General features: G+C 62.1%; 17 protein-coding genes. 5 read left to right on the top strand and 12 right to left on the bottom strand.

Features of this window, described 5'->3' with window-relative positions; all coding sequences use genetic code 11:
- Positions 1 to 5 precede the first annotated feature (5 nt).
- The 3 genes from CGLAUT_RS07145 to lexA form a co-directional block, all read right to left on the bottom strand.
- A complete protein-coding gene (locus tag CGLAUT_RS07145) occupies positions 6 to 962 on the bottom strand; it encodes a 1-phosphofructokinase family hexose kinase (protein WP_290187083.1) in 957 nt (318 codons plus the stop codon).
- Between the two features lie 158 nt (positions 963 to 1,120).
- Positions 1,121 to 1,912, bottom strand: coding sequence for a transcriptional regulator SugR (sugR, locus tag CGLAUT_RS07140; protein ID WP_095660114.1), 792 nt, complete (start codon positions 1,910 to 1,912; stop codon positions 1,121 to 1,123).
- 145 nt (positions 1,913 to 2,057) lie between these two features.
- Positions 2,058 to 2,750, bottom strand: a complete 693-nt coding sequence (gene lexA, locus CGLAUT_RS07135) for a transcriptional repressor LexA (protein WP_095660113.1) — start codon at positions 2,748 to 2,750, stop codon at positions 2,058 to 2,060.
- 206 nt (positions 2,751 to 2,956) lie between these two features.
- Here lexA and CGLAUT_RS07130 point away from each other — a divergent pair, with 206 nt between their 5' ends.
- Complete coding sequence (locus tag CGLAUT_RS07130) at positions 2,957 to 3,322, top strand: hypothetical protein (RefSeq protein WP_290184315.1); 366 nt, start codon at positions 2,957 to 2,959, stop codon at positions 3,320 to 3,322.
- A gap of 91 nt (positions 3,323 to 3,413) precedes the next feature.
- Positions 3,414 to 3,872 carry a transcriptional regulator NrdR gene (nrdR, locus tag CGLAUT_RS07125; RefSeq protein ID WP_095660111.1) on the top strand — a complete coding sequence of 153 codons (459 nt, stop codon included), beginning with the start codon at positions 3,414 to 3,416 and terminating at the stop codon, positions 3,870 to 3,872.
- Here the strand turns inward: nrdR and hrpA are convergent.
- Both hrpA and CGLAUT_RS07115 read right to left on the bottom strand, forming a co-directional pair.
- Complete coding sequence (hrpA, locus tag CGLAUT_RS07120) at positions 3,869 to 7,783, bottom strand: ATP-dependent RNA helicase HrpA (protein WP_290184313.1); 3,915 nt, start codon at positions 7,781 to 7,783, stop codon at positions 3,869 to 3,871. The genes nrdR and hrpA overlap by 4 nt on opposite strands.
- 16 nt (positions 7,784 to 7,799) lie before the next feature.
- Positions 7,800 to 8,780, bottom strand: coding sequence for a hydrogen peroxide-inducible genes activator (locus CGLAUT_RS07115; protein WP_290184312.1), 981 nt, complete (start codon positions 8,778 to 8,780; stop codon positions 7,800 to 7,802).
- 134 nt (positions 8,781 to 8,914) lie between these two features.
- Between CGLAUT_RS07115 and CGLAUT_RS07110 the strand changes: the two genes are divergently transcribed.
- A complete protein-coding gene (locus CGLAUT_RS07110; protein ID WP_095660108.1) occupies positions 8,915 to 9,511 on the top strand; it encodes a peroxiredoxin in 597 nt (198 codons plus the stop codon).
- 90 nt (positions 9,512 to 9,601) lie between these two features.
- Positions 9,602 to 10,126: an alkylhydroperoxidase, AhpD family gene (ahpD, locus tag CGLAUT_RS07105; protein ID WP_095660107.1), complete on the top strand. Its 525-nt coding sequence runs from the start codon at positions 9,602 to 9,604 to the stop codon at positions 10,124 to 10,126.
- 87 nt (positions 10,127 to 10,213) lie between these two features.
- On the opposite strand, the gene ocd is transcribed toward ahpD, so the two are convergent.
- The 6 genes from ocd to CGLAUT_RS07075 form a co-directional block, all read right to left on the bottom strand.
- Positions 10,214 to 11,242: an ornithine cyclodeaminase gene (gene ocd / locus CGLAUT_RS07100; protein WP_095660106.1), complete on the bottom strand. Its 1,029-nt coding sequence runs from the start codon at positions 11,240 to 11,242 to the stop codon at positions 10,214 to 10,216.
- A 52-nt stretch (positions 11,243 to 11,294) separates the two neighbouring features.
- Positions 11,295 to 12,809 (bottom strand): amino acid permease, encoded by a 1,515-nt coding sequence (locus CGLAUT_RS07095; RefSeq protein WP_343898655.1) that lies wholly within the window; start codon positions 12,807 to 12,809, stop codon positions 11,295 to 11,297.
- A 35-nt stretch (positions 12,810 to 12,844) separates the two neighbouring features.
- Entirely contained in the window at positions 12,845 to 16,276 is a 3,432-nt protein-coding gene (locus CGLAUT_RS07090) for a proline dehydrogenase family protein (protein ID WP_290184308.1), read from the bottom strand.
- A gap of 148 nt (positions 16,277 to 16,424) precedes the next feature.
- The gene (locus CGLAUT_RS07085) at positions 16,425 to 17,693 is read right to left on the bottom strand and encodes an NAD(P)/FAD-dependent oxidoreductase (RefSeq protein ID WP_095660103.1); all 1,269 of its coding nucleotides are present in this window, start codon (positions 17,691 to 17,693) and stop codon (positions 16,425 to 16,427) included.
- A gap of 53 nt (positions 17,694 to 17,746) precedes the next feature.
- Positions 17,747 to 20,290: a DEAD/DEAH box helicase gene (locus CGLAUT_RS07080; protein WP_290184306.1), complete on the bottom strand. Its 2,544-nt coding sequence runs from the start codon at positions 20,288 to 20,290 to the stop codon at positions 17,747 to 17,749.
- 18 nt (positions 20,291 to 20,308) lie between these two features.
- Complete coding sequence (locus tag CGLAUT_RS07075; protein ID WP_290184305.1) at positions 20,309 to 21,394, bottom strand: PAC2 family protein; 1,086 nt, start codon at positions 21,392 to 21,394, stop codon at positions 20,309 to 20,311.
- Positions 21,395 to 21,656: 262 nt separating this feature from the next.
- On the opposite strand from CGLAUT_RS07075, the gene CGLAUT_RS07070 reads away from it, so the two are divergent.
- Positions 21,657 to 22,793, top strand: coding sequence for a DUF4192 domain-containing protein (locus CGLAUT_RS07070; RefSeq protein ID WP_290184304.1), 1,137 nt, complete (start codon positions 21,657 to 21,659; stop codon positions 22,791 to 22,793).
- Here CGLAUT_RS07070 and galE read toward each other — a convergent pair.
- Positions 22,790 to 23,770: a UDP-glucose 4-epimerase GalE gene (gene galE / locus CGLAUT_RS07065; RefSeq protein WP_290184302.1), complete on the bottom strand. Its 981-nt coding sequence runs from the start codon at positions 23,768 to 23,770 to the stop codon at positions 22,790 to 22,792. The two genes, CGLAUT_RS07070 and galE, sit on opposite strands and share 4 nt — an antisense overlap.
- Between the last annotated feature and the right edge of the window lie 5 nt (positions 23,771 to 23,775).

Here is a 23,775-nt window from a genome sequence, read left to right as displayed (position 1 = left end):
GTAGATCAAATGGGAAAAACTTCTGTGTGGTCGAGGTCGAGTGCGTCCGGCGCCGGAAGACCTGTTCCGGGCAAGGCTGCGGCAGCAGACCCGTAGGCGACCGCACGGCGTAGACGCTCCGCCGGATCGAGACCTTCAACGCGGGCCATCACGTATCCGGAAAGCGAGCTGTCTCCGGCACCCACAGTGGAGCGGACCTCGATAGGCGGGGGAGTCGCCCCCCACGCTCCGTCGGCAGTGACCAAGCATGCTCCCGCGCCACCGAGCGTGACCAAGAGTTCCTGCGCTCCACGCGCGATCAATTCGCGCGCCGCCCCAACAACGCCGCTGAAGTCACCGGAAAGCGCGGAGTTTTCGAGGGTCTCACCGTCGGTGTTGGTGAGCTGTGCAAGCTCAAAAGCATTCGGTTTCATCACGTCCGGAGCACCCTCACCGAGGTGTGCGCCTAGGGCAACTAGCGGTGCGTCGGAAGTGTCGACCGCAATGGCGGCACCCGTGGCTGCGCGGGCAGCCCGAACCAGCTGGACGTAGAAGTCGTCCGGAGCGCCTGGTGGAAGGGATCCGGCGAGCACAATCGCTTGAGCATCTCGAGCGTTTGCTTCGAGCGTGGCGACGATTGCGTCTAGATCGGCTGCTGCCAACTCCGGCCCGCGCTCGTTGACTTTGGTCGTGGTGCCGTCCGGTTCAGTGAGTGCGGTGTTGGTGCGAACCTGCCCGTCGATACGGACCGGGGTAAAGGCAACTCCGATGCCACGCACCGCGAGCTCAAAAGGATCGTCAGCGCCACACGGGGCGATCGCAAGGGTCGGGTGGCCGGCTTTGTGCACACAGTGGGCGACATTGATGCCTTTGCCCCCGGCTTCTCTGCGTGCACTGGTGGCTCGAACCACCGCCCCGCGTTCTAACTGGCCGATGTCCAGGGTGGCATCGATACTCGGATTGGGGGTCAGCGTGAGAATCATCTGCGCTCCGTACTTCATTAGCCCTTGGCAACCCCTGCATCACAAACTTCGCGCCGGTGTTGCCTTCACCACCCAGTATGTCCGAGTGTGCCCGTTTTGGCAAGGTTCAAGCATGGTTCAAACAAGGTCTCACATACCGCTGTTTGGGTATGTGTGGTTTAGTCCACTTCTTTAGCTAGAACTACTTCGATTCCTCGCTCGCCAAGTTCTGCTACGAAGGAGGTCGGGGCAGAGGCATCGGTGACTACTACATCGATGGCATCCAGTGGTGCGAAGCTCACGAGGTAGTCATTGCCGAGCTTTGTCGAATCGCATAACACCACGACCCTCCTTGCGTTGGTGACCATCGAAGACTTGACTGCGGCTTCTTGGGCGTCCGCAGTAGAGAGACCATGATCGACCGTCAGCGCGTTGGTGCCGATAAAGGCGACATCCGCCCGCATGAGGGCGAGTGTTCGAAGTGCGGTATCTCCAACTACGGCTTGTGTGATCGCTCGTACAGTACCGCCGAGCAGCTGCACGCTATCTAGGCCGGCGGTGGAAAGATCGAGGGCCGTAGGCAGTGAGTTGGTCACGATCGACCAGGTTTTGGCATTTGGCTGCGTAGCTGCGAGATTGGCAAGAGCGTTGATTGAGGTGCCGGAATCGAGGAAAATTCCACCACCCGGCTGATCCGGGAGAAACTGCAGTGCTGCGCGTGCGATCGCCTGCTTGGCGTCGGTTGAGGAGCGGTAGCGGGCATCGAGCGGGAACTCGGTAGTCAAAAACGCCTGGTTCGCTACCGCGCCGCCGTGCACCCGCTGCACTACGCCATCGTTGTCCAGCGCCGCGAGGTCGCGGCGGATTGTCTCGGCAGTGACGTCAAACTTCGATGCGAGCTCCGTGACGTTGACGCGGCCTTCGACTGCAGTCTGGGAGGCAATCTGACGACGCCGTTCCTCGGCATACAAAACGGGCACCTCCAGATGTGGGTGTGGGAGTTGTTCTGACCGGAAGTGGCCATTCCTCACATCATCCCAGACACGGGGTGCCCGTTCGCATGGGTTTATATCCGTTTCCCCCGAAAGAGGGAATTCAGCGGCTGTGAGCGGGCGGCTACAGCGACCTGAAGACGGAGATGACGAGCCCCATGATCTCTGCGTCATCGCCCTTAATCGGCGAGAATGCATCGTTGCGCGGCAGTAGCCAAACGCCGGTCGAGTCTTTGTGGAACACCTTGGCCGTCGCCTCGCCGTCGATAAGTGCCGCGACGATCTGACCCTCCTCTGCAACCGGCTGGGAGCGAACCACAAGCCAGTCGCCGTCCAGAATCGCCGCATCAACCATGGAGTCGCCCACGACCTTCAGCATGAACAAATCGCCGTCGCCAAGCAGCTCTTCGGGCATCGGGTAGTACGTCTCCACATTCTCTTCGGCGAGAATTGGGGCACCGGCGGCAATCTGGCCCACCACCGGAATGAATCGTGGAGTCGATGCCTCATCAGGGGCATCCTGCGGCTTTGAGGCTTTGCGGGTTCCCGACTTAGGTGCGGTCTCGGGGAGGTGGCGAAGGTCGACGGCGCGCGGCTTGTTCGGATCGCGGCGGAGAAACCCCTTCTTCTCCAGCTCCTTGAGTTGGTAGGCCACTGAAGATGTCGACTGTAGGCCTGCGGCATCTCCGATCTCACGGATGCTCGGCGGGTAACCGCGAAGCACCACAGCGTCCTGGATTACCTGCAGAATGCGGCGCTGGCGGTCCGAGAGTGCGCTCATGTCCAGGTTGTTCGGGTCGGTCTTCTTGCGTGCCATGGCACCTTCCTTGCTGGCGATGTGCTTCGGGTCAAAAGTAGCACAGTGAGCAAATATGTTCGATATTCTTCAAGAGGGAGTGGACAGCGTCAACGGCGGGTGCTATATATCGAACATGCAATCGTTCGAACACACTATCGCATTCGGGCAGAGTGTGTTGGGGGCGACCAATACAGTGAGCTCCACACCAAGGAAAGGACTACACCATGACTATCGTCACCCGCCCCGTTAACAGCAACAACACCATCGATAGCGGCGTTTGCACCCTGGGACGCACGGCGGAGGTTTGGGATGTTGCCAACTACGACAGCTCACTCGCTGGGCGGCATTGCGCAAGGCCGCTCGTCAGGTCGTATCGAACACCCGGACGTAATCCAGGGGAGCATTTGGTAGCCTCGGACACGTCTGCACAACGTTTCGAACTGGCGCAAGAGCGTCGGGACAACCTCTTGCTAGGCATCATGATGACCGCGGCTTTGGCCGTGGGATCGATTTTCGGCGGCGTCTTCAACGCGGAGGAGCCGACCTCAGTGGGCCCGGCTCAGAGCGCCCGGATCGCAGCGGATGTGTAGGTTGCACAGGCTCGCTAGCCCGGATCGTGGTGTCGCTGCAGTAAGCTGACGCCAGAACCATGACCGCCGCAACATATGGGATGTGTGAACCGTGTTCTGTCCGTTCTGCCACCATGAGCAATCCCGGGTCACCGACTCCCGCACCGTGGATGCGGGTTCTGCAATTCGTCGCAGGCGAGAGTGCACCGAATGTGGTGGCCGTTTCACCACCGTAGAAAAAGCGGTGTTGACCGTCGTGAAGCGCAACGGAGTGAGCGAGCCGTTCGATCGAGATAAGCTCATCGTCGGTGTGCGGCGAGCGTGTCAGGGACGCGACGTGTCTGATGACGCGCTGAAACGTCTCGCGCAACAGGTCGAAGAAGCCGTGCGTGCGCAAGGCAGTTCGCAGGTGCCAGCAAACCAAATCGGTCTTGCGGTGCTAGAACCGCTGCGGGCTCTCGACGAAGTCGCGTATCTCCGCTTCGCCTCGGTTTACAAGTCTTTCGAGAGCGCGGACGACTTCGAATCCGAAATCAGGCTAATGCGCCGCCGCGACCGCGAAGACTTCTAAGCGAGCTTGTCCACCATCTTTTCGATGCGCCGCTGGCTTACGGGCTGGGGGGTGCCCAAGCGCTGCGCGAAAAGGCTGACCCGCAACTCCTCGATTCGCCAGAGAATATCTTTGTAAGCACGCGACTTCCTCCGATTCGCCGGTAGCTTGGCTGCCTTCGCCTCCAGGTAGCGCTTTGCGTCGTCGACTGCAGACTGCCTGTCGGCATCGCGGTCAGGATCAAGACGTAGATCGCCCAGGCGGATGCGCATCGCTTCGATGTAGCGGGGAAGGTGCTGCAGATGCTGCGCGCCGTGAATGGTGATTGCGTGACGGGGCAGGAAGAAAGCGAGCTGGCCTCGCATGTCGTCGATCGCGGGGCCCTCCCACTGGTCGAGCTCACGCGCGATGTTGGCGTATTCAACCAGCGCAGGCGCAAGCCCGACCACGATTCGGCGCACCTCACCAGCCACATTCGGCTTGATCTCTTGGACCAGAGCATCGAACTCTGCGGGTGAACGCACCGCCCCGCCGTGGGCAATCATCAAGTCTCGGATCACCGCAACCCGGGCGTCTTCAACTAACCCGTCCGCTCCGCCGTGCGGGTAATGGTCCACAGCAACTTTGTGCCGCAGCGGCAGTCCTTTCGTCATCTGCTGGGTACTTACGGAAATCTCCCGTAGCAGCAAAGTGAGCGTTGCGGTGGTCATCGACGCGTCTGCTTCCGCCTTCGTCGGGTGCACCGTCACTTTCACACCGTCTGGTGTTGCTTCAAGTGCCGGGTACGCGTCGACCTCGTTGCCGTCGATGGTGGTGGTGACAGTTTCCGGCACCTCTCCAAGCGTCCCCGCTGTCCATTTACGCACCGCATCCGATTCAGATGCGCGCCCAGCCTGCGACACTGAGGATGCGATCTTGCCAGCTTGACGGCTCTTGAGCGCGGCCAGGTCGGTGTCGTTGTCGATGATCTCGCCACGACGATCAATCGCTGCAAACGTCATCTTCAGGTGCGCCGGCAGGGAGGAAGGCGTGAAATCCGCGCCGTCAATGCCGCGGACACCGAGGTCCTTGAGGGCGTTGGCCAGGGCGTCGACAAGCAATTGTTCCTGCTTGTGTTCGTCGTTGATGAGCGGCAGGGCCCGTGCGGCGAAGTCGGGTGCCGGCACTACGCTGCGGCGTAGCGTCTTGGGCAAGGTGCGCAGCAGTTCGGTAACCAGCTCAAGGCGCAGCCCCGGCACGAGCCAGTCGAACCCGGCCGGCTCCAGTCCTGCGAGCAGCGGCACCGGCACCTCGACCGTGACACCGTCGAACGGGTCGTTCGGCTCGAACTTGTAGCGCAGGTCGTAGGTGATCGTGCCCTGGCGCCAGTTTGGCGGGAACGCGGCGTCGGAGGTGTCCAGCCCATCGTCTTGCACCAGCGCAGCGGGGTCGAAGTCGAGGTAGTGAGCGTCCTCGCGGCGCTGCTTCTTCCACCACGAATCGAAATGCCGTGCGGTGGTAACCGTGGCGGGCAACTTGGAATCGTAGAAGTCGAACAGCGCGTCCTCGTCCACCACAAGACCGCGGCGGCGCACTTTCTCTTCCACCAGCGCAGCCTCGGCCATGAGAGCGTCATTGTGGTCGATGAACAGGTGGTGGCGGTTCCAGTCCCCGCCGATCAGCGCGTGCCGGATGAACATGTTGCGTGCCCCGTCCGGATCAACCCGGTGATAGGGCACGAGTCGATCGCGAACAATCGACACGCCGTAGAGCATCGTCTTCTCATGCACCATCGCGGCGGAACGTTTCCGCGACCACACCGGCTCCGAGTAGCTGCGTCGCAGCAAGTCTCCGGCGGCTTGCTCCACCCAGGTCGGCTCGATCTTCGCCACATCGCGCGCCCACAGGCGGGAGGTCTCCACAAGCTCTGCGGCCATCACAAATTCCGGGGGCTTTTTGCTTAACGACGACCCGGGGAAGATCATGAACCTTGTCCCACGAGCCCCATGAAATTCCTTGGAATTGCCGTCGCGGGCGCCGATGTTGGACAACAACCCGGTCAGGAGCGACTTGTGGATGGCGTCAGCATCGCGCTCGTTGGCCACATTCTCCGCCCGGGACCAACCGAGCCCGCGCTCTACGTCGCGCAGTTGGCGCACCAAGTCGTACCACTCGCGAATACGCATGTAGTGCAGGAACTCACGCTTCATGCGCTTGCGGAATGCGTTGCCGGTGAGCTCGTCACGCGAGTCGTTAATGTAATCCCAGAGTTTAAGCGCGGAGAGGAAGTCCGACTGCTTGTCCTTGAACCGGGCGTGGGCCTGGTCGGCCTGTGCCTGAAACTCGAGCGGCCGCTCGCGCACATCTTGGATGGTCATGTTCGCCACGATCACGGTGACGTCATCAAGCACGCCTAACCGGTTCGCTTCGACCAACATGCGGGCCATCTTCGGGTCAACCGGAATGCGCGCGATGTCCCGACCGATCGCGGTGAGCACCGGTGCGTCGTGCTTCTCCTCATTAGAGATCGCGCCGAGTTCGTGGAGGATCATCAGGCCGTCGCGCACGGACTTCTGATCCGGCGGCTGGATGAACGGGAACTCCGCGACATCGCCGAGGCGCAGCGAGATCATCTGCAAGATGACGGACGCGAGGTTGGTGCGCAGAATCTCTGGGTCGGTGAACTCGTCGCGGTTCTCGAAGTTCTCCTCGGAGTAGAGGCGGATCGCGATGCCGTCGGCGACACGGCCTGAGCGTCCCGAGCGCTGGTTCGCACTCGCCTGCGAAATCTCCTCGATAGGGAGGCGCTGAACTTTCGTGCGGGTGGAATAGCGCGAGATACGTGCGAGCCCATTATCCACGACGTAATGGATTCCCGGCACGGTCAGCGAAGTCTCCGCAATGTTGGTGGAAAGCACGATGCGACGGCCAGAATGCGGCGCAAACACCCTGTGCTGCTCGGCGTTGGACAAGCGGCCGAAGAGCGGCACCACCTCGACACCACGCCAATGTTGCTTCTCGATCGCTTCCATGGTGTCGCGGATGTCGCGTTCGGAAGCGAAGAAGCACAGGATGTCGCCGTCGCCTTCGCGCATCAGTTCTTGGCATGCGTCGACGACCCCGTCGATCATGTCGGTATCGACTTCTTTCACGCCGTCTTTGGTCTGCACCTGTTCGATAAGGGGGCGGTAGCGGATTTCGACGGGGTAGGTGCGGCCTGATACTTCGATAATCGGAGCGGGGTTGCCGTGCGCGTCCGCGAAGTGCTCGGCGAAGCGCTCCGGATCGATGGTTGCCGAGGTGACAATGACCTTGAGATCCGGTCGCTTCGGCAGTAGGCGCTTCAGGTAGCCCAGCAAGAAGTCGATGTTCAGGCTTCGCTCGTGGGCCTCGTCGATGATGATGGTGTCGTAGGCGTTGAAGAAGCGGTCCCGTTGCATTTCCGCGAGCAAGATGCCGTCTGTCATGAGCTTGACGGCCGTAGAGGGGGAGACCCGGTCATCAAAGCGGATCGCGTAGCCGACAGATTCACCAATCTCCTGGCCAAGCTCGTCAGCAATGCGCTCTGCCACCGTGCGCGCTGCAAGCCTGCGCGGCTGGGTGTGCCCGATCATCCCGCGCCGGCCGCGGCCGAGCTCAAGCAGCATCTTCGGGATCTGCGTGGTTTTTCCGGAGCCGGTCTCACCAGCGATGATGACCACTTGGTTGTCCCGAATGAGCTCCATGATGTCGTCGCGGCGAGCAGACACCGGCAGATTCTCCGGGTAGGTGATCTCGCCAATTGCCTGGTCGCGAGCGTCAACGACCCTGCGCGCAGTCTCGATGTCTTTCGCAATCGCTTCGAGGGCCTCGGGCGAGTGGGCCTTCTTTAGGCGTCGGCGAAAACGGCGCTCGTCAGCGAGGGTGACGCCGTCGAGCGCGGTGTAAAGGTCGGGTTTGGAGATTGCATTCATATCCGGGCTATGAAGTCTAGCCCGCCTCCGGCGTTGCCGGTAACCCTGGGACGACCGTGTCGACGCGTTCAATCGAAGACTCGTACGCCTGCTTCACCAGCTCGCCCAATGCTGCGAAGTCGTCCTCGCGGGCAGCGGACGCGCGATACGCAAGGCCAACGCTGCGCTCTGCACCTGAGTCGCCATCAAATGCCGCAACCGAAAGCCCAGGCCGTGAGCACTCGGTCTCCACTGCCGACAGCGGAACAAGCGTTGAACCAAGGCCGGCTACTACGAGCTGCACGATGGTGGTCAGAGACGCGGCGCGGGTCACGGACTGCGAAGCGGGCGATTGCTGGACATTCGCCAGCTTGCACAGGTCCACGATCTGATCCCGAAGACAGTGGCCGTCGTCAAGCAAAAGAAGCTCCAAGCGCTCCAGGTCACTGAGGGCGAGGTCGCAGTGGCCTGCCAGCGGGTGACCTTCAGAGGTGACTGCGACGAACGGCTCTGTGTAGAGCTCAACTTCCTGCAGCCCGGGGGCCTCGGTCGGCAGCGCGAGTACTGCGACATCGATCTGCCCCTCGCGCAAGCTATTGAGCAAGTGGTTGGTTTGCTCTTCTACGATGCGCGGCTCCGCCTCCGGGAAGTTTTGCTGCAGCTCGCGCAACAGATGGGGTAGGAGGTACGGAGCGACGGTGGGGATTACGCCGATAGTGATGGGCCCGGCGAGCGTGCCTTCTGTGCCGCGGGAATGCAGGACGAACGTGTCTGCGGCATCGAGCGCAGCCTTGGCGTACGGCAACAGCGTTTCGCCCTTCGGGGTCACGATGACCTTGCGGGTGGAGCGCTCGATGAGCTGGATTCCCAGCCCGGTTTCCAACGCCACTAGCGCCTGAGACAGCGACGGTTGCGAAATGTTCAACTTGGTCGCTGCGGTGCCGAAATGCTTGTTCTCCGCAATGGTGACAAACGTCCGAAGCTGAGACAGGGTGGGCTTGTACTCCTTATTGGACATGCCTATGACACTACACGAAGACGATAAGTTTTCTCGTTGAAAGAGTGGGTTTGTTGTGGCACAATTGTGACTAGGTGCGCGGATGGCGCACAAACAAACCAGTCGCGTGAGCGAAATCTTATTGGAGGATCATTATGCCGATCATGACTGTTGGAGAGCGTTTCCCGGAGTTCGACCTCGTTGCCCTCAAGGGTGGCAACCTGAAGGAAGCCCAGGCCTCCAGCCCGGATGACTACTTCGAGCGCGTGTCCCTGGACAAGTACGAGGGCAAGTGGAAGATCGTCTTCTTCTACCCGAAGGACTTCACCTTCGTTTGTCCGACCGAGATCGCTGCTTTTGGCAAGCTCAATGAGGAGTTCGAGGACCGCGACACCCAGGTGCTCGGCGGCTCCACCGACAACGAGTACTCCCACTTCAACTGGCGCGCGACCCACGAGGATCTGCTCGAGGTGCCGTTCCCGATGTTCGCTGACGTGCGCCACGACCTGATCCGTGCACTGGGTGTCGAGAACGCTGACGGTGTCGCAGACCGCGCCACCTTCATCATTGACCCGGACGGTGTGATCCAGTTTGTGTCCGTCACCCCGGATGCTGTTGGCCGTAACGTCGACGAGGTGCTGCGTGTGCTCGATGCACTGCAGTCCGAGGAAGTCTGCGCCTGCGACTGGCAGAAGAACGACCCGACCAAGAACATCGACAAGATGGCTGTGGTTCAGGAGTCCCTGAAGTAGGACACGCAGTGAGAAGCCCCGCGCAGTGCGGGGCTTTTGTAGCCCCTCGAATTCGGAAAAACTTATCACCAACAAGGAAGGCGAAAGACTGTGTCTATTGAAAACCTGCGCAATGCGCTGCCGGAGTACGCCAAGGACCAGAAGCTCAACCTCGGCTCGCTCACCCGCTCTTCTGAGCTGAACGAGCAGCAGCTGTGGGGAACCCTGCTCGCATCTGCCGCGGCGACCCGCAACTCCACCGTCATCTCCGAAATCGCCGACGAGGCGAAGGAGCACCTCTCCGAGGAGGCTGTCGAGGCCGCTTACGGCGCAGCCACCGTCATGGCGATGAACAACGTTGCCTACCGCGCCAAGGGCTGGCTGGGCGACGACTACTCCCAGGTCAAGTTCGGCCTGCGCATGAACATCATCTCCAAGCCGGGTGTGGAAAAGTCGGACTTCGAGCTCTGGTCGCTCGCCGTTTCCACTATCAACGGCTGCGAGCACTGCGCCGTCGCCCACGCGAACGTCGTGCGCGAGGAGGGCCTGACCAAGGAGCAGGTCTGGGAGGCAGTCAAGGTCGCCGGTGTTGTCCAGGCTGTTGCCCAGGCCGTCACCATCGAAGATGCCCGCTAAGCATTTAGCTTTATGACGGCACGACCTCCGGCAGGATCTCGCACTGAGCGGGAGACTGCCGGAGGTTTCGTCGTGAAGCGGGGTGTTTTACAGCGGGGTGAGCACGTTGGTGGTCAGCGAGAACAGGTCCTTCGGATCCTCCGGATCCGCGACTAAGTCGATGAACTCCTGGAACTCGGTGCCCGCCACAGAATCGCGCAGGTAGCGCAGCGCGGAGAAGTCCTCGATGGCGAAGCCGACGGAGTCGAACAGGGTAATCTCCTCGTCGCTGGTTCGGCCCTCGTGCTTGCCGGCGATGACCTTCCACAGCTCCACGACCTCGAAGTCGTCGTCCTTGTTCTGGATCTCGCCCTCGATGCGGGTCTGCGGCGGGAACTCCACAAACACGGTGGCGTCGTCGAGGATGCGAGCATCCAGCTCGGTTTTGCCGGGGCAGTCACCACCGACGCCGTTGAGGTGCACGCCGGGGCGGATCAGGGAGTAATCCAGGATGGTGTTCTGCGCCTTATCGGCGGTGCAGGTGGTGATGATGTCAGCACCTTCGACCGCGTCCTCGACGCTTGCGGCCATGTAGACCTCGATGCCTAGCGGCTCGATATTGCGGCGGAACTTCTCCATCGCATCCGGGTCGATGTCGAAGATGCGCACACGCTCAATACCCAGTGCCGCGCGGAAGCCCAGCGCCTGGAACTCGGACTGTGAGCCGGCGCCGATCATCGCCATGACCTCGGATTCCTTGCGTGCGAGGTACTTCGCGGCCATCGCCGAGGTGGCGGCGGTGCGCAGCGCCGTGAGCAGCGTCATCTCCGCCTCGAAGGTGGGGTAGCCGTTGTCCACGTCCGCGAGCACACCGAACGCGGTGACGGTCTGGTAGCCGCGGGTCGGGTTGGAGGGGTGGCCGTTGACGTACTTGAACGCGTACTCGTTGGAATCGGAAGTGGGCATGAGTTCAATCACGCCGATGGGGGTGTGGCTGGCCACACGCGGGATCTTGTCGAAGCTCTCCCAGCGCACGAAATCTTCCTCGATGTAGCTCTGGATGCCGGCGATGAGCTTCTCCACGCCGTGGTGGTTGATCCAACGGCACATGTTCTGAACGTCTACGAGCTGAGGCATTTGGTTCCTTTCGGGTTTGGTTGGGGTGTGTGCGATTACCTGTATAGCAGCGCTACGGGTTGCGTAGCCGCGGGTCAATGTCGGGGGCTTGCTCGCCGGTGATCTTTTCGTAGTTCACGTGAGACCGAGAAATGAACTCGACTCGGTCGCGCACCTTGAACCAGCCCCACGCAAGCGCCGGCCACATTAGCAGCGACACCACAAGTGTCCACGTACCGATGGGGTAGTCGAACGCCATGAGGATGACTACGAGCACCAGGAACAGCAGCGAAACAATGTCCGTGAACGGGGAGAACCGGGCGCGGTAGTCGGGGCGGGTGTATTTGCCCTGTCGAGCCAGCCGGACAAACCGCATGTGGGACAGCGAGATCGCCGCCCACGACGCCATCGTGCCCAGCGCGGCGATGTTCAGCACTACTTCGAATGCGGCCTCCGGCACGAAGTAGTTGAGCACCACACCGAACAGCGCGACACCGGTGGTGAGCAAAATGCCGCCGTAGGGCACGCCGCCCTTAGTCACCTTGCCCGCCCACTGCGGGGCGGAGCCAGCCTTGGACAGCGAGTACATGATGCGGCCGGTGGAGTACAGACCCGCGTTGAGCGAGGACAGTGCCGCGGTGATGACCACCAGCTGGGTGATGGCACCCGCGTACGGAACGCCGATCGAGTCGAAGAAGGTCACAAACGGGGACTCGTCGCCCGAGTACTCGGTGTACGGCAAGAGCAGGCACAGCAGCAGCACGGAGCCGAAGTAGAACACCAGCAGGCGGAAGACGACCGCGTTGATGGCGCGCGGAATTTCCTTCTTCGGGTTCTTTGTCTCGCCGGAAGTGGTGCCGAGCAGCTCAATGCCGGCGTACGCGAACACGACACCCTGGATCACAATCAGCGCTGGCAACACGCCGTTGGGGAACCAGCCGCCGTTGTCCGTGATCAGCGTGAGACCAGTCAGGTCCCCGCTCGGGTTGTCGAAGATCACCATGAAGATGCCCACGGCGAGGAAGGTGAGCAGGAACAGCACCTTGATCAGGGAGAACCAGAACTCCATCTCGCCGAAGAACTTCACCGACACCAGGTTCATGCCGGTGACCAGCGCGATGATGACCAGGGCGTAGACCCACTGCGGAACATTGTTGATCCAGCCGTAGTACTGGCCGAACCAGCGGATGTAGATGGCCAGTGCGGTCGCGTCCGCCACTGCGGTGGCGGCCCAGTTGAACCAGTACAACCAGCCGGAAACGTAGGCAGCCTTTTCCCCGTAGAACTCGCGCGTGTAGGACACGAACGACCCGGAGGTCGGGCGGTGGGCGATCAGCTCGCCCAAGCTGCGCAAGATGAGATAGCCGATGAACCCGCATAGCAGGTACATAAAGGCCAGCGATGGGCCGGCCGCCTGAAGGCGCGATCCAGCGCCCAAGAACAGGCCGGTGCCGATCGCCGAGCCGATGGCGATCATGTTGATCTGGCGCGTAGACAGGCCTTTCTGCAGACCCGCGTCTTCGTCGGGCACGACGCCGGCCTTCGGGCGTGCCGGCGCGTCCGAATGCGGTGGTGGGGCGGTAGTCATCAGGGCGCTCCCTGTGTAGTGAGGTGGACGGGGTATTAGTTCCGGATGTTGGCCGGATCGTGGATCACGCCGAAGCGGTGCAGCGTCGCAGACACGGCCTGCTCCAGCAGGTAGGGCAAAAGCTCGCGGCGGCCGTCGATAAGCACTGGCCCGTCAAACACCGCGGTGGCGACGTCGCCGTAGAGCTCCTCGGGCGCGTCGCCCACGACGCGGATACGGTCAGGCGAGCCCGTGACGGCGTGCGCGTCAACGGTGACACCGGCTGCCTCAAGCTCACGGGCGATCGCATCCGGCGCGACCACACGTACCTGGGTGCCGGTGATCGAAGCGGCGAGCAGCTGGCGGTACACCTCGCGCAGCTGGTAGCCCTCGCCGACATAGACCACCACCGGCTCCAAGGTGCTGCGGTAACGGAAGATGTTCGCCTCCGAGCGCAGACCGGAGTGGTCGTGCCCGCGGCCGAACTCCTTGTCCCAAGCGCGCTGGTCGTACTCGGCGGCGCGGGAAAGCCAGCCGTAGTCCTCGTCGTGAACGTTCGCGCGGAAGGCGTCGAGAAGCTCCTGCACCTGCGCCGAGATGCTCACGCCTAGCGACGGCGCCAGCTCCGCCCGCTCCCTCCAGGTGCCCATCTGCGCGACGTAGTTCGGTCCACCCGCCTTCGCGCCGGGGCCCACGGACGACTTCTTCCAGCCGCCGAACGGCTGTCGCTGCACGATTGCGCCGGTGATGCCGCGGTTGACGTAGACGTTGCCGGCCTCGACTCGGTCGAGCCACGTGGTGATCTCCTCGCCATCGAGCGTGTGGATACCGGCGGTCAGTCCGTAGCCGGTGGAGTTTTGCCACTCGATCGCCTCGTCGAGGTCCTTGGCGTGCATGATGCCCAGCACCGGGCCGAAGCACTCGTTCTGGTGGTACCAGGAACCGGGCTTCACGCCGTCGCGGATGCCGGGGGACCAAAACTTGCCCTCGTCGTCGAGCCTGCGGGGCTTGAGCAGCCACGACTCGCCCGGATCCAGCGTGGTCAGGCCGCGCTCGAGCTTCTCGCCCGGGGCTTCGATCAGGCCGTTCATCGTGGTGGACAGGTCGGTGCCCGGGCCGACCACCAGGGTGGAGGCGGCATCGAGAAGCTGGTTCTTCAACCTCTCAGACTCGCCGGCGGAGCCGACGAGGATGGCCAACGAGGCCGCGGAGCACTTCTGGCCCGAGTGGCCGAAGGCGGACAGGTACAGGTCGTTGACCGCGAGGTCCGGGTCAGCGGACGGGGTGATGATGATGGCGTTCTTGCCGGAAGTTTCCGCCATGACGTTGAGCTTCGGGTTCCAGGACTTGAACAGTTGGGCGGTCTCGGAGGCGCCGGTGAGGATGATGGCGTCCACGGCGTCGTCGGTAAGCAGCGCCTTGCCGGCCTCGCCTTCGTCGGCGCGCACGTACTGCACGGTGTCGGCGTTGATGCCCTTCTCGGCAAAGACCGCCTGGATGCAATCCGCAATGAGCTTGGCGCACTGCGTCACCTGCGGCGCCGGCTTGAGAATCACCGCGGAGCCGGCCGCCAGCGCCGCCATCACGCCACCGGTGGGGATGGCCACCGGGAAATTCCACGGCGGGACAACCACCGTGAGCTTGTTCGGTTCGAAGTCCGCGGCAATGTCGTCGAGGTGGCGGGCACTGTCGGCGTAGTAGGTGCAAAAATCGATAGCCTCCGAGATCTCCGGGTCGGACTGGTCGACCGTCTTGCCCGCCTCGTGCGCGGCGACGGCGATGAAGTCGCCGCGGCGGCGCGCAATCTCGTCGCCGATCGCGTCGAGGACGTCGGCACGCTCGCTGGCGGATAGCCCGCCCCAGGCCTGCTGCGCTTCTTGGGCGCGGGCGATGTGGTCGACGATCACGGACGGATCCGTGATCTCCTCGCCGGTGTCCACGGCAGGCGGGTTCTTGAGGTGCTCGATTGCCCATGCGCGGTTGGCTTCCAGCGCCGGGTCGGTGTCCGGCTCGTTGAAGAAGCGGCCGGTGGTGCTGGATTCTGCGCCGACCTGGCGTCCGGTCTCGTTAGTGCGGTCCTGTTCGCGGTTCGGGCCGTTGTGCACGCCCCAGCGGTTGTCCACCGCCCAGCGGAAGACGTCCTCCTGCTCCTTAATCGGGTCGCGCTTCTCGGTCTTGGGCGCGAACAGGGCATGCAGGAAGTTCTGCGGCGCCGCGTTCTCCTCAAGACGGCGCACGAGGTAGCTCACCGCCACATCGAAGTCCTCTTTGCGCACGACGGGGGTGTAGAGGATCTGGCGGCCGTAGGCTTCGCGCACGATCTCCTGCTGCGCCGGTGACATGCCCTGCAGCATCTCCGAATCGAGCATGCTGGTGACGCCGCGGCGCTGCGCCAGCTCGTAAGCGAGCGCGGAGGTGAACAGGTTATGGGAGGCGATGCCGATAGCGACGCTGTCGGCGTACTCCGGGCGCACGATGAAGTCGAGCAGGCGGTAGTAGTTCGCGTCCACTTCGTCCTTGGTCAGGTACGGCGCCTGTGCCCAGCCCTTGACCTCAGCGTGGTGGCGTTCCATAGACAGGTTCGCGCCTTTGACCAGGCGGATCTTGATCTTCGAGCCGCCGTCGGCCACGCGCTTCTTTGCAAAGTCGGCGAGGTACTCCAGCGCGCCGAGGGTGTCGGGTAGGTACGCCTGCAGCACGATGCCGCCCTGGTAGTCCTTGAACTCTTCCTCGCTGAGTAGCTGGGTGAACACGTCGAGCGTGAGGTGGAGGTCGTGGTATTCCTCCATATCCATGTTGATGAACACCTGGGGGCTGCGGTCGCGCGCCGCGCGGTACAGCGGACGGATGCGGTCTTTGACCAGGCGCACGCACTCGTCGTAGTCCCAATGGTTGAGCTGGGAGACCATGGAAGACGCCTTGACGGACACGTAGGTCACCCTCGGGTTCTTGATTAGGTTCAGGGTGCGCTCCGCGCGGTCCGTCGCTTCTTTCTCGCCGAGCACAGCCTCGCCCAGCAGGTTGAGATTGAGCTCCTCGCCGCGCTTCTCTGCGTTGTCGAGCAGGTTGTTCAGCGCGTCGGACTCCGCGTCCAGCACGAGGTGGCCCACCAGTTGGCGCAGGCGCATGCGCGCCGCCGGGACCACCACGAAGGGCAAGAACGGACCCACAAAGGCACCGGCACCAACGAGCAGGGCGTTGATGCGGCCGAGGAAGGACGCGTCGACGCCCCTGGTGATCGCGCGTAGCGCATTGGCTGCCACGCGGTTGTCCTCAGGCCGCATGACGCGGTCAACGAAGTCCATGGTGAAGCGGACGCCGTTATCGTCGCGAAGCATCTCGGCAAGCTGCTGCGTCTGGGCATCGTCCGCGTCCGCGTCAGCGGTCGCTTCCATCCAGCGGTACGCGCGGGCCACAGCTTCATCGACGACATGGTCGAGGTCAGCGGTAGTTTCCGGCGGGAGCTGGTTGGTGAGCAAGTTTGGCATATGTGTTCCTTACCACTAAGACAGTCCTATGTGACAGCAATCAAGCTAACCGAAAACTCTGCGATAGACCACTGATTTGCGGAAGATTCTCCGCGCACAAGAAAAAGCCCCGGAAAACACTGGTTTCCGGGGTTAGGGGAGACGGGGATTATAGGCCGCCAAAGGGGCCTCGCAGCGGGTCGAACGGCGCGATGGTCTCGTCGACTTCACCGGTCTCGATCTGCTTGGCCAGCATCTTGCCGCACAGCGGGCCGAGGATGATGCCCCACATGCCGTGGCCGCCGTTGGTGTACACGTTGGGCACCTTGGTCGCGCCCACCAGCGGCAGGCCGTCCGGGGTCACCGGGCGGGAACCGACCCACTCGTCCTGGCGGTCTTCCCAATCGATGCCGCGGAAGAACGGCTTGGTGGTGTGGATCATGGACGCGATACGGCCCGGCTGGAACGGCTCATCCGGGCCGCGGAACTCCATCGTGCCGGCAATACGGAAGCGGCCCTGGTACGGGGTGCAGGCGATCTTCGGGTCCGGCAGGTATACCGGGCAGGTTGCCGGCTGGTCCGTCTCCACTGAGAAGGAGTAGCCGCGTCCCGCCTGAATCAGCGTGGTTACGCCGATGTCCTTAGCCAGCTTCGGTAGCCACGCGCCTGTGGCCAGCACGACGTTGTCAGCGTGCAGCCACTCGCCGGTGGCCAGCTTTACGGCCGGTTTGCGGGTGGAGCTAACCTTCACGACCTCCACACCAGTAGTGACCTTGCCGCCGCGCTCCACGATGGAGTCCGCGATTGCCTGGCAGTACGGGCCCGGCTCGATGAAGCGCTGGCCGCCCATGCGGTAGGTCGCGCCCACCTTGTCGGTGAGCATCGGGGCGTGCACGCGGGCGTCGTCAAGCGTGATCTGCTCGAACGGGATCTCCTGGCCGTGGCGCTGAGCGCCCTCGACCTCCTTGAGGAAACCACCGGCCTTCTGCTCGTTTTCGAAACCGATGATGAACGGGCTCTCGTGCGTGGTGGCCTTCACGCCGCCGGCCTCGAGCTCGTCGAAGGCGGCCAGAGCTCCGAGGTCCGCCTTGGTCAGGCCCGCCATGGTCTTGTCCCAGGCGCGCCCGGTGGCGTGCGCCATGAAGTTGGCGCAGAAGCGCCACAGCTTCGGGTCGAAGCGCACCGGCACATCGAGCGCGGCGTGCTTATCAAACAGTGCGGTCGGACCGTACGCCCACAGGCTCGAGTTCGACAGGGGTATGGTCTTACCCGGTGCGAGCCATCCGGCATTGCCCCACGATGAGCCGGCGGCGACGCCGATGCGGTCGACGACCTCGACCTCGTACCCGTATTCCTGCAGGTGCCACGCGGTGGCAAGTCCTGTCATACCCGCACCGACGATGAGCGCTTTGGTCACAGTGAACCTCCTCGAAGACATAGCCGACGATGTGAGGCTGAATGTACCCGTCTGGGCTCACCAATGTGGCGTGTTTACACCTGCTTAAGTTTCAGGTGAGCGAGGCGCACCTCGCCGGCCGCATCCGATGCGTCGAGGTCCACCACACCGTGGAGCTGGAACGCGTTATCCTCGTCCGGATCCTTGAAGACTTGGACCACGGACCACTTGCGTCCAGATTGATCTGAAAGACGGAAGTACTCGGGGCCGCGAGCGTCCGGGCCGGTGTCCATGTCCGTGTACTCGTCAAAGTAGTCGTCCATCGCCGCCGGCCAATCCACGGTGTCGGCGGGATCGAGGTAATCCAGCATCTCTGCCAAATCGTCTTCCTTCTCCAGCGCGAACAACTCGGTCAACCGGAAGAAGTAGTTGCGAACCATGATGATGAACGCGCGGCGGTTCGCGGTGAGCGCCGTGGGGTCTTCCACCCCAAAGGCCAGTTCACGGTCGAGCGTCTCCTGGGAAATCGGGGCGTCATCGTCGGTCATGTGCGCCCATTCGTCGATAAGCGAAGAGTCGACTTGACGGATGAGCTCCCCGAGCCACACCACGATGTCCTCGAGCTCTTCGTTCATGTACGCATCGGGGATTGAATGGCTCAGCGTGCGCCACGCATCGGTGAGGTAGCGCAACACTACGCCTTCTGAGCGCGCGAGCCCGTAGGTGGCGATGAGGTCGGAAAACGTCATGGCGTGCTCGATCATGTCGCGCACCACCGACTTCGGCTTAAGTTCGAATTCCTTGGCCCACGGATTGCCCTCGGTGAACGTCTCGAATGCGTCTTCAAGCTCGTCCTCGAGCGGCTTGGGATAAGTCACCTCCTCGATAATTGCCATGCGGTCGGCGAAATCCACTCCCTCGGCCTTGAGTGCTGCGATCTCTTCGCCGCGTGCCGCCTTTTGTTGGGCCTGCAGGAGCTGGCGCGGATCTTCAAGGATCGCCTCGAAAGTCGAAATCACGTCGAATGTGTACGTCTCCGACTCCGGATCAAGCAGCGTCAAGAACGCGAGAGCGAAAGGGGAAAGGGGCTGGTTGAGGGCGAAGTCGCGGTCAAGCTCGCGGGTGAGCGTGTATGGACGAAACGCGGGTGAATCCGGTGTGCGCTCCACAATGTCCGCCTTGACCAGGCCGCGGAAGAGCTCAATGGCGGTCAAGATGTCGCGGTTTTGCTTTGCGCGTGCGTCGTGGTTGGTGCGCAAGAGGTGGCGCATGTGCTCGTAGCCGTCGCCCGGGCGGGCGACGACGTTCAGCAGCATCGAGTTCGACACCGAGAACTGGCTGGTGAGCTCCTCCGGTTCTGCCGTGGTGAGCCGCTGGAAGGTTTTCTCCGACCAGGAGACCTCACCATCTCGCGCGGACTTTTTGCGGATCTTCTTCAGCTTTTTCGGGTCGTCGCCTGCCTTGCGACGCAGCTTGACGTTCTCAATCTCGTGCTCCGGCGCTTCAACGACCACAGTGCCTTCCGTGTCGAACCCGGCGCGTCCCGCGCGCCCCGCAATCTGGTGGAACTCGCGGGACTTGAGTACGCGGCTGCGGGTGCCGTCGTACTTAGCCAAGCCCGTCATCAACACGGTGCGGATCGGCACGTTAATGCCGACGCCGAGCGTGTCGGTGCCGCAAATCACCTTGAGCAGCCCGGTTTGGGAAAGCCGCTCAACGAGGCGTCGATACTTTGGCAGCATTCCCGCGTGGTGGATGCCGATGCCGCGACGCAGCAGCTTCGAGAGGGTTTTGCCGAACGTCGTTGTGAAACGGAAATCCCCGATCTCTTCGGCGATCCGGGCCTTTTCTTCGGCTGTGACGATGTTCATGCTCGTGAGCGCTTGCGCCCGTTCGGTGGCTTCGCGTTGCGAGAAGTGGACGACGTAGATCGGGGCCTTGCCGTCCTCGAGCAGTTGCTGGATCGTCTCGTGGACGGGAGTGAAGACGTAATGAAAGTCAAGAGGCACCGGGCGCTGTGAGCCGCCGACGAGGGTGGTTGTGCGGCCGGTTCTTTCGGTGAGGTCGTCTTGCAGCCACTGCGTGTCGCCCAGGGTTGCGGACATGAGTAAGAACTGCGCATGCGGGAGCTCGAGGAGCGGCACTTGCCATGCCCAGCCGCGCTCTGGTTCGGAGTAGTAGTGGAACTCGTCCATGACTACCTGGTCGATGCGCGCGTGCTTGCCTTCGCGCAGTGCGATGTTAGCGACGATTTCAGCGGTGGCTGCGATGATTGGAGCGTTGCCGTTAACAGTGGCATCTCCTGTCATCATGCCGACGTTTTCCGGGCCAAAGATTTCGCACAGAGCGAAGAATTTTTCGCTCACCAGCGCCTTGATTGGAGCGGTGTAGAAACTTCGTTGTCCGCGCGCCATTGCGATGAAATGCGCCGCGTTTGCCACCATTGACTTGCCCGAGCCGGTTGGGGTGGCAAGGATGACGTTGTCGCCAGCTAACAGGGCTAGTGAGGCTTCCTCCTGGGCGGGGTAGAGGCTAATGCCTCGTGACGCAGTCCATTGTTGGAACGACTCCCACACCGCGTCTTCGAAGAGTGATTCGGGAACGTCGGCAAGATCGGGGAGTGCGGCAGTGAGAGTCACACGTTCCAAACTAGCTCACTACTCGTCGTCATCATCGAGGCTGTTATCGGGATCGTCGGTGTCCTCGGCACCCGTCTCGTCGATGTCGGTGCCTTCGAGCGGGTCGATGAAATAGTGATCGGAGAGACGCTGGCGCTCGTCGCTGGCAAGTGGAAGCTCCTGGGTGCCCACCCGGTCGCGGTCGCGGTCCTCAATCGCAGCGAGGAAGTTTTCGAACGCCTCGCTGATCTCGTCTCCGGTAGGCACCTGCGCTTCACCAGGCATCATCGCCTCCGGGTTGCGGCTGCGGTATTCCTCCATCTCGGAATCGTAATGCTGCTCGAGTGCCTGGACGACCTGGGCGATCTCCTCAGATTCCGCAGTCTGCTCAGCAAGTTGGCGTGACACCTTTGCCATGTCTTGCTCGAGCGAGCGCAGAGGGAACTTCAGCTTCGCAGAATCTTCAACGGACTGAAGAAGTTGGAACATGGCATGTGGGTACGGTGATGCCGCCACATAGTGTGGCACGTGCGCGGTGTACCCGGCCACGGATCGACCACGCTTGTGCAGTTCGCGCTCGATGAGAATCGCCGCAGAACCGGGGATGGACACCATACCGTCGAAGGTGAACATCGAACCGACGAGGTTGCGGGCGTTGCCGTGTGCCGACACCACAAGTGGCCGGGTGTGCGGAGCACCCATCGGGGCAGCGTAGAGGCAAATGGTTTCGGCGACATCGAAGCGCTCCACCAGATCCGCCACCGCCTCACTAAAAGCCTCCCATCGCAGATCCGGCTCGGGGCCGGAAAGCAGGAGGAACGGCTTCCCCTCGGTGTCGCGGAGGACGCGCATATCCAATTCAAGATCATCGATATTGGAGATCTCGTGCTGGTGCAGCGTGACGACTGGACGACGCGAGCGGTAATCAATCAACTCATCGTTGTTGAACGTCGCGACGGTTCGGGATTCAAGCGCAGCTTTCAGATGCTGTGCGGAGCCTTCCACCGCGTGCCCGGCATCGGCGTAGCCCTGCATCGCAATGATGAGGGTGGGGCCGGCGGGTGCTCCCTCGCCGACAGCAGGCGAAGGATACTCAAGCTCGTACATGCGGTGCTCGTCCGACATGGTATTCCTCCTGGAAAGTTAATCGTGGGCGTGCCGGTGGTGCCGGTACATTCTCTCATGACAACGGTGTAAGCCGAAGAACCATTCCCATTGAGCAAGTTCCTCATTGTGCCCTAGCGAACGAAGTGGGCGCCACCGTGGGTGGGCGCGTTCTCCACAACAATCTGAAAAAGATGACTTTTGGTGACGCGGTCTGGGGATGAACACGGGGTGGTGCTCTGGCTCAGAGGAACCCGGTCAAGCGGATTGGCGTCGAATACACATGACTCAGACACCTCATTACTCATCGGAAAACCGCTCCACCGGTGCCCTGTTTGGGCCTGCAGACTTCATCGCCGCGCTTCCTGGCATTCTCGGCTACTACCCTCAGGAATCCGCGATCGTCGTGTGTCTTTTGCAAGACGATCTTGACGGCCCCGCCTACCTCGGGCCCGTCATGCGGGCTGATCTCTGCCACGCGTCGAGAATCGGCGACACAATCAAAGCCACCCCGCTCGATGGTGTCATGAGTTTTCTCGCCATCGTCGTGAGCCGGGTTCCGAACTCACAACTTGTTCGCGACGCCACGGAGGAGTTGTATGCCTTGGCGGACCCGGATGGGCGAGCGTTGATCCACGCGTGCTGGCACGTCTCTGAGATTGCGTCCGGGACTCCGTATTGCCTCATGTTCGGTCCGGCCCCTGCAGAGCTACTTGAGGCGGGTCTGGGTGAAGATTGGTTGACAGGCACCATTGCGTCCGTGGTCTCCCAACCCACAATGGCACCACTGCTGGCGCAAGGCGCACTGCCGGAACTTGACCGGGAAGACACCCGCGCATTCTTCGAACCAGCAGCTACGGGTGGAGAAGAAACCGATGCCGTGGCACTGACGCGGCGGGCGTACGCCCGGAGCCGGCGTCTACGAGACAGGGTTGAGACCGACCCCCGAGCAGCACTCGAGGAGATCGCGCGGGCATGCAAGGCATTGACGACGGTTCCTGATATCGGTTTCCTTGCCGCTGACACCAAACTTGGTATGCGTGAGGCTTTCCCCATCGCGGTAGAGGCGGAGATTACTGCTGCCGCGTTGGCGGACCGCAGGTTGAGAGACTGCTTAGTGGCCACTGCGCTTGAACACCCACACCGGGCAGGTGCCGGCCTCCTTGCCGTGGCACGTGGATACCGGGGAGTGATCCGGGCCAATGCATTGAGCTTGTGGGCCATTGCAGCGGTGCAACTCAAGCTCGCATCGTGGGCGAGCGTTGCCCTGATGTGTGCACAGGAGGAAGTCCCGGGCCACTCGTTGTCGGAGGTACTCCTGGAGCTGCTTCGGCTTGGCGAGCACACCAGCCTCCTGCACTCGGCGGAGCTCGGATGCGCAGCTATGTGGGAGGAGCTGGAAGGAATGAACCGGAGCTAACGCGCTGCGTGCGACTTGTCACCGAGCTCCTGTGCGAATGCCCACGCATCCTCGACGATACGACGCAGCTCCGTTCGGGACGGGTCCCAGCCAAGCTCGCGCTTGATCTTTTCCGAAGATGCCACCAAAACCGCAGGGTCGCCTGCGCGGCGGGGAGCGACTTCGGCGGGGATCGAGTGGCCGGTGACCTCTCGGCACATCTCAATCACTTCAAGCACGGAGTATCCATCACCCGAGCCAAGATTGAAGATGCGGTGTTCGCCCGCAACGTTCGATTCCAGTGCCAGGATGTGCGCGTCGGCGAGATCGCGGATATGGATGTAGTCGCGGATGCAGGTGCCGTCTTGTGTCGGCCAATCATCGCCAAAGACGAAAATCTTGTCCCGGTAGCCCATTGCAACCTGCAGGACTAGAGGGATGAGGTGGGTTTCAGTCTTGTGGTTCTCACCAATGGAGCCATGGGCGCCGGCGACGTTGAAGTACCGCAGGCTGGTCGCCGCGAGACCATATGCGTTGCAGTAGGAGGTGATCGCGTAGTCGATGGCGAGCTTCGTGGCACCATACGGATTCGTCGGGTGCGTGGGTGCAGTCTCTTCGATGGGGACTTGGTCCGGCTCCCCGTAGGTTGCGGCGGTCGAGGAGAACACCAGAGACTTCACGTCGTGGCGCCGCATCGCGTCGAGGAGCGTCAGCGACACCCCCAGGTTGTAGTGCCAATATTCGGCAGGATCTTCCATCGACTCGCCGACAAGTGAACGAGCTGCGAAGTGCAACACCCCATCCACATCACCAGCAGCTAAGACCTCATCGATCACATCGTCGATGGTGCCGGCGACGAGCTCGGCACCAGAGGGCACAGCATCTGGGTTTCCGGTGCTGAAGTCGTCGATAATGACCACTTTGTGGCCCGCTTCCAAGAGTGCATCGGCGCAGACGCTACCGACGTACCCGGCGCCACCAGTAACTACAAGCTTCATATCGT

The sequence above is a fragment of the Corynebacterium glaucum genome (assembly GCF_030408855.1).
In the GTDB taxonomy this organism is placed as follows: domain Bacteria; phylum Actinomycetota; class Actinomycetes; order Mycobacteriales; family Mycobacteriaceae; genus Corynebacterium; species Corynebacterium glaucum.
Note: the sequence above shows the minus strand (reverse complement) of the source record. Positions and strands in the feature narration are given on the sequence as shown.